This window comes from Kribbella voronezhensis (assembly GCF_004365175.1).
GTDB classification, from domain to species: domain Bacteria; phylum Actinomycetota; class Actinomycetes; order Propionibacteriales; family Kribbellaceae; genus Kribbella; species Kribbella voronezhensis.
The window spans coordinates 1,703,402-1,716,380 of record NZ_SOCE01000001.1 but is presented as its reverse complement, the minus strand read 5'-3'; the positions used below and the strand labels follow the sequence as shown (position 1 = coordinate 1,716,380).

General features: G+C 68.5%; 12 protein-coding genes. 3 read left to right on the top strand and 9 right to left on the bottom strand.

Going from position 1 to position 12,979, the window contains the following annotated elements:
- Position 1: 1 nt before the first annotated feature.
- Both EV138_RS07595 and EV138_RS07590 read right to left on the bottom strand, forming a co-directional pair.
- Complete coding sequence (locus EV138_RS07595) at positions 2 to 1,195, bottom strand: MFS transporter (protein ID WP_133977690.1); 1,194 nt, start codon at positions 1,193 to 1,195, stop codon at positions 2 to 4.
- On the bottom strand, positions 1,192 to 1,677 hold the full coding sequence (locus EV138_RS07590) for a MarR family winged helix-turn-helix transcriptional regulator (RefSeq protein WP_133977689.1): 486 nt from the start codon (positions 1,675 to 1,677) through the stop codon (positions 1,192 to 1,194). Before EV138_RS07590 ends, EV138_RS07595 begins: the two co-directional genes overlap by 4 nt.
- A gap of 56 nt (positions 1,678 to 1,733) precedes the next feature.
- Between EV138_RS07590 and EV138_RS07585 the strand changes: the two genes are divergently transcribed.
- The gene (locus EV138_RS07585; RefSeq protein ID WP_133981772.1) at positions 1,734 to 2,459 is read left to right on the top strand and encodes an alpha/beta fold hydrolase; all 726 of its coding nucleotides are present in this window, start codon (positions 1,734 to 1,736) and stop codon (positions 2,457 to 2,459) included.
- 34 nt (positions 2,460 to 2,493) lie between these two features.
- The gene (locus EV138_RS07580) at positions 2,494 to 2,799 is read left to right on the top strand and encodes a hypothetical protein (protein ID WP_202866660.1); all 306 of its coding nucleotides are present in this window, start codon (positions 2,494 to 2,496) and stop codon (positions 2,797 to 2,799) included.
- 18 nt (positions 2,800 to 2,817) lie between these two features.
- On the opposite strand, the gene EV138_RS07575 is transcribed toward EV138_RS07580, so the two are convergent.
- The 4 genes from EV138_RS07575 to EV138_RS07560 form a co-directional block, all read right to left on the bottom strand.
- Entirely contained in the window at positions 2,818 to 3,558 is a 741-nt protein-coding gene (locus EV138_RS07575) for a GntR family transcriptional regulator (protein ID WP_133977688.1), read from the bottom strand.
- Positions 3,559 to 3,628: 70 nt separating this feature from the next.
- Positions 3,629 to 4,843 carry an MFS transporter gene (locus EV138_RS07570; protein WP_133977687.1) on the bottom strand — a complete coding sequence of 405 codons (1,215 nt, stop codon included), beginning with the start codon at positions 4,841 to 4,843 and terminating at the stop codon, positions 3,629 to 3,631.
- Between the two features lie 39 nt (positions 4,844 to 4,882).
- Positions 4,883 to 5,449, bottom strand: coding sequence for a TetR/AcrR family transcriptional regulator (locus EV138_RS07565; protein ID WP_133977686.1), 567 nt, complete (start codon positions 5,447 to 5,449; stop codon positions 4,883 to 4,885).
- Positions 5,442 to 6,026: an alpha/beta fold hydrolase gene (locus EV138_RS07560; protein ID WP_133977685.1), complete on the bottom strand. Its 585-nt coding sequence runs from the start codon at positions 6,024 to 6,026 to the stop codon at positions 5,442 to 5,444. The genes EV138_RS07565 and EV138_RS07560 overlap by 8 nt, the downstream gene beginning before the upstream one ends.
- A 41-nt stretch (positions 6,027 to 6,067) precedes the next feature.
- On the opposite strand from EV138_RS07560, the gene EV138_RS07555 reads away from it, so the two are divergent.
- A complete protein-coding gene (locus EV138_RS07555; RefSeq protein ID WP_133977684.1) occupies positions 6,068 to 6,757 on the top strand; it encodes an alpha/beta hydrolase in 690 nt (229 codons plus the stop codon).
- Between the two features lie 62 nt (positions 6,758 to 6,819).
- Here the strand turns inward: EV138_RS07555 and EV138_RS07550 are convergent, their stop codons facing one another.
- From EV138_RS07550 to EV138_RS07540, 3 genes are all read right to left on the bottom strand, one after another.
- Entirely contained in the window at positions 6,820 to 9,747 is a 2,928-nt protein-coding gene (locus EV138_RS07550; RefSeq protein WP_133977683.1) for a glycoside hydrolase family 48 protein, read from the bottom strand.
- 13 nt (positions 9,748 to 9,760) lie between these two features.
- Positions 9,761 to 12,400, bottom strand: a complete 2,640-nt coding sequence (locus EV138_RS07545) for a glycoside hydrolase family 9 protein (RefSeq protein ID WP_202866659.1) — start codon at positions 12,398 to 12,400, stop codon at positions 9,761 to 9,763.
- Positions 12,401 to 12,542: 142 nt separating this feature from the next.
- Entirely contained in the window at positions 12,543 to 12,947 is a 405-nt protein-coding gene (locus EV138_RS07540) for a PRC-barrel domain-containing protein (protein ID WP_133977682.1), read from the bottom strand.
- Positions 12,948 to 12,979: the final 32 nt, after the last annotated feature.

Below are 12,979 nucleotides of genomic sequence, written 5' to 3'. Positions count from 1 at the left end.
GTCAGCGTCGGCGCAGGTCCGGGATCGCGCACGCGCCGAGGCCTGCCAGGGTGCAGCCGATGGCGGAGGCGGCGAGAATCGGTGCCGGTGGAAAGTGATCGGCGGCCACCGCACCGACCGCTGCCCCCAACGGCGCTGCCAGAGCGAGGAGAGCGCGCTGGGTTCCGAAGATGCGGCCGTGGTCCGCGGGGTCGGTCCAGCGATGCAGCGCGGTGGTTTCGACGGCGGAGTACGGCCCCCAGATCGCGCCGGCCGCGGCGAACCCGATGGCGGCGACGACCAGGTGGTCGGTAAAGGCGAGCGGAAGCATGACCACACCCCAGACGATCGCACCGGCCGCGTTGACCAGTCCGGGGCGATGACGGGAGAGGGCGGCTGCGGTTGGCAACGTGAGCAGGGCTGCGGTGCCGAAGAGGGCCCAGAGCAACGTGTAGCCGCCTAGGCCCGACGTGAGTTGCTCGCGTACGTAGTACGGGAGGACGGTCTCGTACGGCCCGTAGGTGAAGTAGTAGGCGACCGACAGGGCGATCAGACCGATCACGCGGGTCGACCGGCGGGTGCCGCGTGACCGGACGCCTTGTGGGGCAGGGGTCTGCTCGTACTGCGGCGCGTTGCGCAGGCGGATCGCGAGGGCTGTCACGCCGAGCATCATCAGCAGTGGAAGGACGAAGGCCGTTCCCGTGCCGAGCAGGGCAAGGGCGGGCCCGGTGAGGATCGCGCCGAGGAGCATCGGTAGTTGGTCACCGACGCTGAGCAGGGCGTTCGCCTTGGCCAGCGACTCCGGTGGGGCGAGCCGGGGCACGAGAGTCCGCGCGGCCGCGTAGCTGAGCGGCGCGGTCACACCGGCGGCCGCTCCGAGCGCCAGGACGATCCGGAGGTCGAACGTCCCGCCGATGCCGGCGATGATCAGGCCGCCCATCAAGGCGGTTCGTACCATGCCGTCGAGCAGCATCATGGGGACCGGGCCGAACCGGTCGACGGCCCGCCCGCCCAGGATGCCGCCGGCCAGCGTCGGCAGCCGCATCGCGATCACCAGCACCGCGGTCTGCGTCCCGCTCCAGCCTTGTGGCTCAGCGATCCAGAGCAGCACGAACAACAGGAAGCTGTCGGCGGTCGAGGCGAGGGTCCAGGCTGCGGCGAGCCACCACGTCGCGACAGTCAGCCTGGGTGCGGGGCTGCGGGTCGCGAGCTTCATGGCTCTCTCACCGACTTGTCGACAGGACACCGCTTGCAGGCCTGCCAGTCACAGAGCCGGCAGGTCGCATCGGCCTCGACACGAACCCGCTCCGTACCGCGCAATCCCAACTCCAGCAGCTTGGCCAACTGACTGCGTTGTGCACGCGTCAGCCCAGCCAGTACGGCGGCGCTGGCGTCCTCGCGCGCCTGATTCCACGCCAGCAAGGCTTCCTCACCGGCCGGAAGCAGGCTCAACCGAAGGCTTCTCCCGGCCCGTTCCCGCGCGACATAGCCCAGCCCCTCCAGCCGATCCACCAACCGGACGGTGCCCGACTGGGTGAGCCCGATCCGGGCCCACAACCAATCCGCCGAGCAGCCCGGGTGGCTGCCGATCAACGTCAACGCCGACGCATCCCGCAACCCGAGCCCGCTGGGCAACCCGGCCGTCAACGCATCATGACTACGCACCGTCCAGGCAGCCCACAGATTGCTCTCATGCATGACTCATTCATATATCAGACGCGCCGATCGGTCCAGGGGCCTAAGATGAGGCGGTGATGTTCGTGATGGTGCCGGGTGGGTGGCAGGGCGGTTGGGTGTTCGACGCGGTGGCGGCCGAGTTGCGCGCGGACGGTCATCAGGTCGAGGCGGTGACACTGGCCGGGCTGGAGGCCGACGGGCCGGTCGAGCGGGACCGGCCGCCGAATCTCGACGACCACATCGCGCAGGTCATCGAGGTCGTTGCACGAAGCAACGAGCAGCCGATCGCGCTGTGTGGGCACAGCTACGCCGGGATGGTGATCGCCGGTGTCGCGGACCGGCTCGGGGATCGCCTTGATCAGCTCGTCTTCATCGACGCCTACGTCCCGGCCGACGGAGATTCGTGCTGGTCGTTGACCAGTGACACCTTCCGCGAGCTGTTCATCGTCGGTGCCGCCGCCGACGGCCGGTGGGTCGCCGTACCGGACGGGCTCGATCCCCGCGCGCGCCGGCATCCCCTGGCCAGCTTCGTCCAGACGATCAGGCTCGAAGGCAACCCGAGTCCCGCGCTCCGTCGCACCTACGTCAGCGGCGGCGCGTGGCAAGGCAGCCCCTTCCTGGAACTCACCGACCGGCTGCGCAACGACCCTGCCTGGCAGGTTCACGAGATCCCCGTCGGCCACAACATCGCCCGCCGCGACCCGAAGAGCCTCGCCGCGCTCCTCGGCACGTTGCCGCCGGCCACTGGGAAGCCGCCGACCGCGGGAAAGCCCCCGACCGCGGGGAAGCCACAGACGTTCTAGCGTCCGATGTTGGGGATCAGGTCGGGCGGAGTAGGTGGTTGTCGATGAGGTCGGCTACGGCGCCTCGGGTGCAGGTGGTGACGACCAGGTCGGCGGTGCGGCGGAGATCGGGAGCCTGCCGCCGCTGGCCGAGGCGACTATGACGACGCTCGCCGTCCGCAAATGTGCCGGCCGGGTGCGTCAGCTCTATCAGTCCTCGGTGGCGGACCTCTTCGAGCAGGAGGTGTCGACCGATCTGCTGAAGCGACGGGAGCTGTTGCGCCGGCTCGACGTGGTGGGGCTGCGGCTCGGCGAATGCGCCGACGCACTGTCCGACGCGATGCTGAAACGCAGCCACTGAAACGCAGCGTTTGAAGGCTCAGTCGAAGCCGAAGGAGATGTCGATCGAGTAGAGCGAGGCGCGGTACAGGTCGCGGCCGAACTCGATCGGCCGTCCGCTGCCGTCGAAGGCGGTCCGGTGCACCTTGAGCAGGGTGGCGTCGGCCGGCTCGTTCAGCAGGGTCGCTTCCTCCGGTGTCGCCTTGCGGGCCCCGACGGTCTGCTCGGCCGCCTTCACTTCGGTCTTCGCGGCGCGCAGCAGCTGGTACAGCCCGCGACTGGCCAGGCCTTCGGCCGTCACCCCAAGATCTGGCAGGACATGGTTGCGCAGGATCGCGAGCGGCTCGTCGTCGGCGAAGCAAAGCCTCTCGATCGCGAGCACCTCGGCGCCGGCGGCGAGGCCGAGCGCCGCCGCGACCTTGTCCGGCGCTGGCACGACCTCACACGACAGCACCTCGGTGCGCGGCCGGCGGCCGGCTCGCTGGAGGTCCTCGAACAGGCTGGTCCGCTCGACCTTGCGGCGCACCCGGTTGTGGACGACGGAGGTGCCCACGCCGCGTTTGCGGCTCAGCATCCCCTTCTCCACCAGGTACTGCATGGCCTGCCGGACCGTCGGCCGCGACAACCCGAGCTGCTCGGCCACCATCATCTCGTTGTCCAGCCGGGTGCCCGGAGGAAGCTGGCCCGACTCGATCAACTCCTGCAGCCGCTGCGCGATCTGGAAGTACAGCGGCACCGGACTCGACCTGTCGATCTCCACCAGCCGATCGAGACTCTGCACCGATTCCTCCTGACAAGCCCACCCAATATCCCGTTTGTCAGTATGTCAGCATCAACAGACCAACCGCGGACTATTGGCCGCAACGGCTCGGCTCACCGGCGGGTTCGGCGTCGAGGGCCGGGGATTGGGGAAGCGGTCGAAGGAAGCTTGCTGCGGCAGCGGCGAGAACCAGAGCCACTGCCGACGCGAGCAGGATCGGTGACGCCCCTGCGCCACCGGCGAAGCCGGCCAGGACACCCGCCGCGGCGGCCGCCGGAATTCGAAGGGTGGAGCTCAGGATCAGGACCTGGGCAGGCGCCTCGGTCGGAGCGGCCCCGACGCAAGCGGTGAGCGTGGCGGCGAGGAAGGGCCCGTTCGCGAGGCCGAGGAGGACAAAGGACGCCTGGGCCAGCCAGTACGCCGGTGCCGCGGCAGCTCCAGCGAGCGCGAGAGCCATCACGGCCAGACACAATCCGGTCGCACGATCGGGCCTCGCCTTGAACGGCCGCGCGGCGACCAACAGACTGCCGGCGAGACTGCCGAGACCGTACAAGGCAATGAGCACACCGCCCTGCGCAGAGCCGCGACCGAGTTCCAGACCGAGCAGCGGAGCCGCGACGCGGAGGGTTCCCATCCCCAGCCCGGCAATGCCGATGGCGGCAATCGCACGGATCAGCAAGCGGTTCCGGCTCACCAGGCGCACCACGTCGGCTGTTCGTAGTACTGGCGCGTCAGTCAGTGAGCCGGTGACCGCGGGGAGCGCGAGGGCAAGAACACCCGCCAGCACCGCAGTACCGGCGAAGATCAGCATCGCGGTCCGGGTGCCGACGGTGAGCGCCAGTGCTGCCGCTGTGGCCGGTCCTGCGGCGGTCGCGATTCCCCAGGTCGCGCTGTCCAGGGCAAGCGCCCGAGTGGCATCCTTCGGCAGCCGGCTGGTCAGCCCGCCGCCCAGGAAGGGTCCCGCGCAGCCCGCGATCAGCGCGGCGAGGATCGGGAACACGGCTGCGGTCGATCCGAGCAGGACGGTGGCTGCGGCGACCGCGACGCCGTACCCGGCAAAGGCGCCGGCCAGCAGCGGCCTGGTGTCTCGCCATTTCGCCAGCATGCTGGCGATCCACGGCCCGGCCAGGTGAGGCGCGACCAGGGCGGCGACCAGGAAGCCGGCGATCGTCGTCGGCTCCGCGGTCCCCGGCAACACCTCGAAGGCCAGCAAGGAGAGACCGACCACGGCACCGTCGTTGGCCACCCGCATCGCGACGGCCACCACGAGGTACCGGATCAATTCGCTGTGTCGCAGGCTCGGCATTCTTACCCGATTCCCTGCCGGCCAAGGCCGAAACGATCGTCAGGACTGAGGAGTTTGCAGGCCGGCGATGAGGGTGTCGATGAGGAAGCGGTAGCTGCGGTCGATGTTGCGGGGGAGGCCGAAGCCGCCCGAGCTCTCGATACTCGTGAAGCCGTGGACGGCCGATCGCAGCGCGCGGGCGGCGTCGATCGCCTGGGCGTCCCGCAACCCGAAGCCGGCCAGGATGTCGAACAGCACCTGGACGGGTGCACCGGCGGCGGCGAGGTCTTCCTCGTCGTCAGGTGCGGGGGCGCGGACGGTGGCGGCGTGCCGGCCCGGGTGGTCGAGGACCCAGCGGCGGTAGGCGTCGGCGAAGGCGTGGACCGCGTCCGGGCCGGACCGGCCGACGGACGCGCGGGCCAGCGTGCCGGCGAGTTCGTGCTTGGACTGGATGGAGATCCCGCGGCGAAGTGCCTCGAGGGAATCGACGTGCTTGTACAACGACGGGGTCCGTACGCCGAGGCGGTCGGCCAGCAACCCCATCGTCAGCCCCGCGAAGCCGACCTCGTCGGCGAGCTCCGCGCCGGCCGAGACGACCGCGGCCGGCCCGAGACCGGCTCTAGGCACGGCTGTTGGCCTGCACGAACGCAGACACCAGAGCCACCACCTGGTCGGGGAACTGGACGTGCGGGTAGTGGCCTGCGCCCTCGATCATCTCCAGCCGGCCAAGACCGGCCGGCAGCGCAGCGACGATCGCCTCGCCTTCTTGGCGCGGGTCCGCCCAGTCGGGGTCGAGCGAGCCCTCGATGACCAGGACGGGACAGCGCACGTTGCCGAGTTGGGCGCCGGCATCGGTCGGTGCCGACTGCGCCATCTTCTGGAACGCCTTCATCCGGCCCGGATCGTTCAGCTTGGCGTCGATCTGGGCCAGCCAGTCGGTCCAGTCGGCCGGCTTGGTGCCCGGGGTCGCCAGGTCGAGGTAGCCGTGCCACCGCGACAGACTGCCGAACAACACGGTGCCGAACAGCCGGAACATGCCCTTGCGGTAGCGGCCGACGCGCAGGTCGCCCAGCTTGAACGACTGCTTGCGGGTGAACGGCGTCAACTCGACCACAGCGGAGATCAGCTCGGGCGCCTGAGCGACCGCGATGGTGGCGGCGCCGCCGGAGACGGAATGACCGACCAGGCACCCCAGGTTGTTCAAGCGATCTGCCGGAGCCGGTCCGGGGACGGTAGGTTCGGTCGATGGATGATCAAGGGTCCGGGCCGGCTCGGGTTGAGCCCATCGCGGGTGAGCTCGTCAGCGAGGTGTTCGAGTACGACGGCGGTCGCCGCGTCACGGCGTACGTGCCGCCGGAACCGCCGGAGGCGGTCGTCTTCGCCGGTGACGGGCAGCTGATCTCGCAGTGGGGTGGGTATCTCGAGGCGGCCGACGGACCGCCCACGATGATCGTCGGTGCCCATCACACGGATGATCCGGACGAGATGGCGCGGATCCGTGAGTACTCACCGTCGTTCGACGAGGACCGGTTCGCAGCGCACGAGAGCTTTTTCTTCGACGACGTCCGCGCCTGGGTGCGCTCGCGTTTCGGGGTCGCCTTCCCTCCCGAACGTACGGCGGTGTGCGGGGTGTCGGCGAGTGGGGAGCTCGCGCTCGCGATGGGGCTTCGGCATCCGGACGTGTACGGCGCGGTCTTCTGTGCCTCGCCCGGCGGTGGTTATCGGCCGCCTGCTGTGCTGCCGGGTTCGCTGCCGCGGACCTATCTTGTGGCCGGCACGCAGGAGCCGTGGTTTCTCGAGAACGCGACCCGGTGGGCCGATGCGCTGCGAGCAGTCGATGCGGAGGTCGTGCTGACCGAGCGGGCCGGCGATCACGGCGATCCGTTCTGGCAGGCCGAGTTCCCGTTGATGGTCGCCTGGGCGTTCGGCGGCTGAGGGTCGGCCGGTGCGTGCCCCCGGCCCGGGGCCATGGGTCGGGGGCACGCGCTTGGTGGTGGTCAGCCGAACAGTTCGGCCTGGAGGGCGAAGGCGGTGGCGATTTCGGCCTGGGCCCAGAAGCGGTGGTAGGTGAAGGTCGGTGCCGGGCCGCCGTCGAGGTACTGCTGCACCTTCGGCCATTCCGGGTCGTTCTTGAAGTACGACCGTATCGACAGGAACGTGGAGTTCTGGTCGATCACGTCACCGTTGGGCATGTTGCCGGTCCAGCCCGACGGGACGTACGGGCCTTCGCCAGTGGTCGCGTCGTACTTGTCGTCGAACCGGCTGTAGTCGGTCCGCGTCTCCGGAACGGCGATGCCCTTGGCGTCCTGGTGCGCCAGCAACGCCGTCAGCAGACCCTCGCCCGTGGTCCTTGCCGTGGTGTTGCCCGACTTGGCCGCGTAGTTCAGCAGGGTCTTGGCGAACGACGCCGCAACCCCGACGTCCTGGCTGCGGTTGAGCACGGACACCCGCAGGTTCGCGTTCGCGCCCGGCGCGGTCGGGTTCCAGGTGTCCGGAGCACCCGTCCAGGACAGGTCGGACGGGATCTGGAACGCGCCGTTCGTGCCGACCGTGCTGTTGGTGATTGCCCAAGGCACCCATTTGTCGAGGATCTTCTTCGCCCTCGGGTCGCCGGTCAGCCGGTACAGCGACGCCGTCCGCTCCATCTGCCACACCTGGAAGCCGAACCAGCGGTTCGACGGCGGGTCGCGCCACACCGGGTGCGGGTCGAAGAACATCCCGTAGAACGTCGGGGTGCCCGCGGGCGGCGTACCGTAATTGCCTTCCCAGCTGTTCGTGACACCACCGGCGATACCGCCGTCGGCCGATTGCAGCCATTGCAGTACTTCGAGTTGGCGGTCCAGGCTCTTCGCCCAGTCCTGCTGGCCGGTGGCCGACTTCGGCTTCAGCGCGGGCACGTTCGCCAGTGCGTACGCCGTCAGCGGGTTCTGGTAGCCCTGATGTGAGGCGCCGTCACCGATGCGCCACGCCCAGCCTGCCGACGTGTCGGTCGCGCCACCCCATGCGTAGTACCAGGACATCAGGTAGTGCTCGCTGTCCTTGCCGGTGCCGGCCGGGCAGGCGGCGGCCCCGACGCAGTTGCCGATCTTCTTGAAGTACTTGTCGAACATCGCGTACCTCAGGTAGTCACCCATCTTCGCTGCCTTCGCCAGCTCGGGCGCGATCTCCGCCTGCTTGCCCTGCGCGGTCGCCCACTGGTTGGCCAGCAGCGCCACTTGGACCGCGCGACCGTCGGCGTCCGGCGCGTCGGTGTACTTCCACTGCTTGGCGTAGGAGCTGTCCTTGGTGAACAGATCCAGGTAGCCGTTGGGTCCACCGAACTTGAAGGTGTCGCAGGAGGGCTGCGGGATGGTCTCCCACACCGACTCCGACGACCCGCGCTGGTAGGTGTTGATGTACGACGGCGCCGTCGTACCGTCGCCGCATCGGCCGAAACCGAGCGTGTTGTCGACGTCGAGCAGCCAGTGCATGGCGTAGACGTCGTCACTGCCGTACGCCGACTTCAGCTCGGCGGCGATCGGGTCGGAGCCGACCGCGATGCCCGAGTCCAGTTGCGACGGGTACCCGGTCATCTTGTCGTGCTCGGGCGCGTACGTCGCGGGCTTGGCCGGGTTGTACTTGTCGTTGGTCGGCTGGTCCGCTTTGGCCGGGATGATGAACTTCTCCATCGAGGCCCAGGCCGCCTTGAACGGAGCCCAGTCGCCGGTGATCTTGCCGTAGCTCGCCTCGAGCCACAGGTAGTAGCTGAACGCCTCCGACGTCGTCTGGTGCCCGTGGTCCGGTGCCTCGACCATCAGCGTCTCCACCGCGTGGTACGGCACCAGCAGGTCGCCGAACTTGCGGAAGTAGCCACTGGCCGGGTCCTTGATCTTGTTGTACTGCGTCAGAAACGCCTCCTGGAAAGGTGGAATGCTCGCCGAGACCTCCTTGGCGGTCACCGAAGCAGCGGCGTACCCGGTGGCGGTGGCGGAGAAGACGGCAGTCACCAGGTCGCCGCCGTTCGCCGCCGAGGTGACCTTGACGTTCTGCGCTGTGTTCCAGTTCGTCGTGGTGAAGGTGAGAGACGTCGGTGCCGCGGTGAGGTCCGTACTGCCCGAGGTACGGGCCACTGCCACGGTCACCGAGGACGGGGGCTGACTCGCCAGGGTCACGCCGAACGTGGCCGTGCCACCCTGCTTGACGTTGATCGTCCCGGGCGTGGCCACGATGGACGGCCCGGCCAGCACCTTGATCGGCACCAGCGCCGTCGTGGTGGCGAGACCGCGGTCGTCGGTCGCGCGAGCCGTGACGGCGTGATCGCCGACGGACGCGCCCGACCACGAGCCCTGGTAGGGCGCGGTCTGATCGGTGGCGACCAAGACGCCGTCGGCTAGGAACTCGACCTTCGACACGGTGCCGTCGCTGTCGGACGCGGTGGCCTCGAGTGGGATCGCCTGCCCGGTCTGGAAGCTCTGTCCCGAGGTCGGTGCGGTCAGTGCCACCGTCGGTGCTTTGTTGCCACCAGTGCAGGGCACACCGTTGACCCCGAAGTCCGACGGTTTGCCGTTGGTTGCTCCTCTCGTGCCCTGGAAGCCGACGGTCGCGGTGCCGCCGGTGCCGATGTTCCGGTTGAAGTCCACCGGTGTCACCGTGACCTTGGCGCCGGACTGCGTGTAGCCGCCGTTCCACAGGTTGGTCACCTGCTGGCCGTCCGGGAAGGTCCAGGTGAGGGTCCAGCCGTTGATCGGATCGCCTTCGTTCTTGATCGTCACGTCGGCGACGAAGCCCGCGCCCCAGTCACTCGTGACGTTGTAGTTCACCGAGCAGGCCACCGCGGCGTGAGCCGGTGGCGCGACGATCGGCATCATCCCTACCGCTGTCGCGGCCGCTGCTACCAAGGCGAACGGCTTGATGCGCCACCGTCTCGCTCTCGTCCGGTCTTTCATACATCCTCCTCGGTCAGGGCTCGATACCCCAGGTGAGGGCACCGCCGGAGTAGGCGGTGACCCGATCGAAATCGGTGAGCGAGCTGCTCACCCGGTAGCTGTGGTCGTCGGCCTGGTTGAAGGCGGACCAGTCCGTCTTCGCCACGCGCAGTTGGATGTCGCCGGTACTGGCGCCGGGTGCGAGGCTGCCCCCGGCGAACGAGACCTCCAGGTAGGCGTCCGCACCGGTGCGGACGGTGCCCAGCTTGACCACCTGGGCGCCGATAGTGGCGCAGCCGGCCTGAGCCCAGTCGCACCACACCTGATAGCTGGGTGAGGGAGCGTCGCCGGTGAACCAGTACCGCAGCTTCACGCCGGTCAGTGCGATGCTCGTCGTACCGCGGTTGGTCGCCTGGAGGGTGACTCCGAGCTGGTTCGCGACCGCCGACGAGGTGCCTTTCTGCTGCACGGTCAGCGTGCTCGCCGGCGCCGAGGAGGTACGGACGGCGACGGGGGCACTCGCCGCCGAAAGGTTGCCAGAGGCATCTTTCGCGCGGACCGAGAACGTGTAGGAGGTGTCCGGGGTCAGGCCGGTGACCTGCAGACTGGTCGCGGCGGTGGCGCCCATGACCGTCGTACCGGAGAGCACTTCGTAGCCGCTTACGCCCACGTTGTCGGTAGACGCGGCCCAGTTCAGGGTGACACTGCTGCCGCTCACCGCGGTGGCTGCAAGGGATGTCGGTGTGCTGGGCGGCTCGTGGTCGACTGTGCCGTTCGGCTCGACGCCCCAGACCACGTTGCCGTTCTGGCGCAGCACCATCCGGTCGGTCTGGGCGACCGTTGCCCCCAGACCCGTGGCGGACCAGTCATTGGTCGGATCCCAGGTCCCCGAGCTGGTGATGCGGAACTGGACTTCCTTGCGGTACGCCGATTGGCCGGCCGGGGCGACGCCGGTACACGGGATCTCCACGTAGTACGTCGAACCGCTGTACTGCGTCGGAGCGCTCGCGGCGCCGCACTGGTTGTAGTTGGTCGTGACACTCAGCTGGCTGGGCGTAGTGGCACCGTCGAGCGTGAAGTAGTAGCGCAGTGTGCCGTTGAACTTCCTGGCAGGCCAGGCGCTCTTGTTGATCACGAAGGCCTTGATCTCGGTGAACTGGGCGCCTGCCTGGTTCACCGCGGCCTGCACAGTCAGCTCTGGGCCGTCGGGGGTCTCCGCAACAGGGAAGTTCGTCAACGGGGTGCCGCCGTACTCCTTGTAGAGCCGGGCGAGTGCACCGGTGAAGCCCGCGTTGTAGTCGAGCGCGACTTCGTTCATCACGTAGTCGCTGCGGCTGTCGGTGTAGGCGTCGTCGTTGGACTGCGGGCCGCCGACCAACGCGCCGTACAGGATGTGCCTGCTGATGACGGGGTCCTGAATGTTGTCGCTCCAGGAGCCGTGTGCTGTGCGGTGATGTGGGTTGCGGGGCGGATTGGTGCCGAAACCCACGACATAGCTGGAGTTTCGGGGATTGTCGCCGAGCGCGTAGTTGATCTGCCGTACGCCGAAGTCGTGGTACGTCCTGGCTCTCGCACTGTCCCGCGTGGACAGCCAGTCGGAGTACACCAGGGCCGCGAACGCGGTGTTGGCCGAGTAGCGCAGCGAACCCCACGTGTCGAGCACTGCCTGGCCGCCGGGCGAGGAGCGGATTCGGTTGCCGTTGTAGCCGGTGGTCCAGTAGTCCAGCCACCGGTCGGCGTCGTTGACGTACATCTGCTCACCGGTCAGCTTGGCCATCAAGACGTAAGCACCGTAGGACTTGTCGTCCCATGCGATCGTCCACCGGTAGGACCGCTCGGAACTCTGCGGCTCGGTCGAGAGCTTCAGGTACTCCGTCTTGGCCTTGGTCAGGTACGCCGCGTCACCCGTTGCCCGGTACAACCAGATCGCACCCCAGACGAGCTCGTCCTGATAGCCGCTCCAGGAGTTGTAGAACTTGGCGGCGTCGGTGATGCAGTCGCTGTACTTGCCGCGGTACGTGTCGGCGAAACCGTAGAGCTGCTTGGCGTGCGTGAGCAGCGTCGCGGCGTACGCCGGATCGCTCTGCTGGAACACCATCGAGGCCGAGGCCATCGTCGCGGCGTACTCACCCGCGAGGTCCGACCCGGGACAGGACGGATCGACCTTGTACGACGGGCGTGCCATCGGCATCACCTCGGCCGGGCCCCACCAGGAGTGGTCGGCGTCGCCCGCGCCGACCTGGCCGTAGACCACGGTGGGGGAGGGGTGCGCCTTGATGATCCAGTCGGTACCCCAGCGCAGGTTCGCCAGCAGCGGTCCGAGCTGGCCGGAGCTCACGTAGGCGTCGCGGTTGTCCACCACGCCCCAGGCGAGCATCGACATGCTGAACGCGAACGGCAGCCCGAACTTCACGTGGTCGCCCGCGTCGTAGAAGCCGCCGGTGAGATCGAGCCCGGCGTCGCTGCCGTCCTGCAGTGCCGAGTCGCCGCGCCAATTGACGCGATTGTTCGCCGGCAACTTGCCGGAGCGCTGCGCGTCGTAGAACCAGACGGCCTTCTGCAGCGCCTCCCCGTAGTTGAAGGCGGCCGCCGCCGACGCGGCCGGCGGCGGGCTGATGAGAGCGGTGAACAGGATGGCGAGGGCGGTCACCACTCGCAGGATGCGGCTTCGCACGAGAGCCTCCGAAGGGCGGGTTTCGGAATGCCTGGCAGGAAAGGGTCCGGGAGCGTTTGGGAGCGCTCCCAGATGTGGCAGCGTAGGACGCCGGAATCCGCCGTGAAAAGGGGGCTAAACGTTTCGGAAAGTGCCCGTCGGGTCAGCCTGGCGGGGAATGATCTTCGTGGTGATCGGCGTAGAGGTCGCAGTAGTAATGGGTGAGGCGATTGCGGTACTCCTCGCTCTCGCCGGTACTGACCTCGTACGGCGGAGCTTCCCTGATGTCGGTCCCGGTGCGGTCGACCCTGATCTCCCGGGCGGCATGGTCGATGGACTCGACCGCGCCGGCCGGCAACAGGATCCGCTGCCCGACGACCCACGCGCCGGTGTCGACGACGAAGGCCGGCTGGTCGTTCGCGTCGACGAAGTCGGCCACCGAGCCGATCTCCTCATCGGTCCCGACGACGTGGTAGCCGATCACGTCCGCCTGGTCGCCGAACTCGGTGCCAGTCCGGAACTTCCACAGCGGAAAGTCCGGAGTCGAGCTTCCGTCGTCGATGGCCATGAGTTCCCCCTTCGACCCCGGGTACCCCGGCC

Bases quoted from the DNA above. Each gene is read 5' to 3' on its own strand.
- EV138_RS07595 (WP_133977690.1), bottom strand. From the start codon at position 1,195: ATGAAGCTCGCGACCCGCAGCCCCGCACCCAGGCTGACTGTCGCGACG.
- EV138_RS07590 (WP_133977689.1), bottom strand. From the start codon at position 1,677: ATGCATGAGAGCAATCTGTGGGCTGCCTGGACGGTGCGTAGTCATGAT.
- EV138_RS07585 (WP_133981772.1), top strand. From the start codon at position 1,734: ATGTTCGTGATGGTGCCGGGTGGGTGGCAGGGCGGTTGGGTGTTCGAC.
- EV138_RS07570 (WP_133977687.1), bottom strand. From the start codon at position 4,843: ATGCCGAGCCTGCGACACAGCGAATTGATCCGGTACCTCGTGGTGGCC.
- EV138_RS07555 (WP_133977684.1), top strand. From the start codon at position 6,068: ATGGATGATCAAGGGTCCGGGCCGGCTCGGGTTGAGCCCATCGCGGGT.
- EV138_RS07550 (WP_133977683.1), bottom strand. From the start codon at position 9,747: ATGAAAGACCGGACGAGAGCGAGACGGTGGCGCATCAAGCCGTTCGCC.
- EV138_RS07540 (WP_133977682.1), bottom strand. From the start codon at position 12,947: ATGGCCATCGACGACGGAAGCTCGACTCCGGACTTTCCGCTGTGGAAG.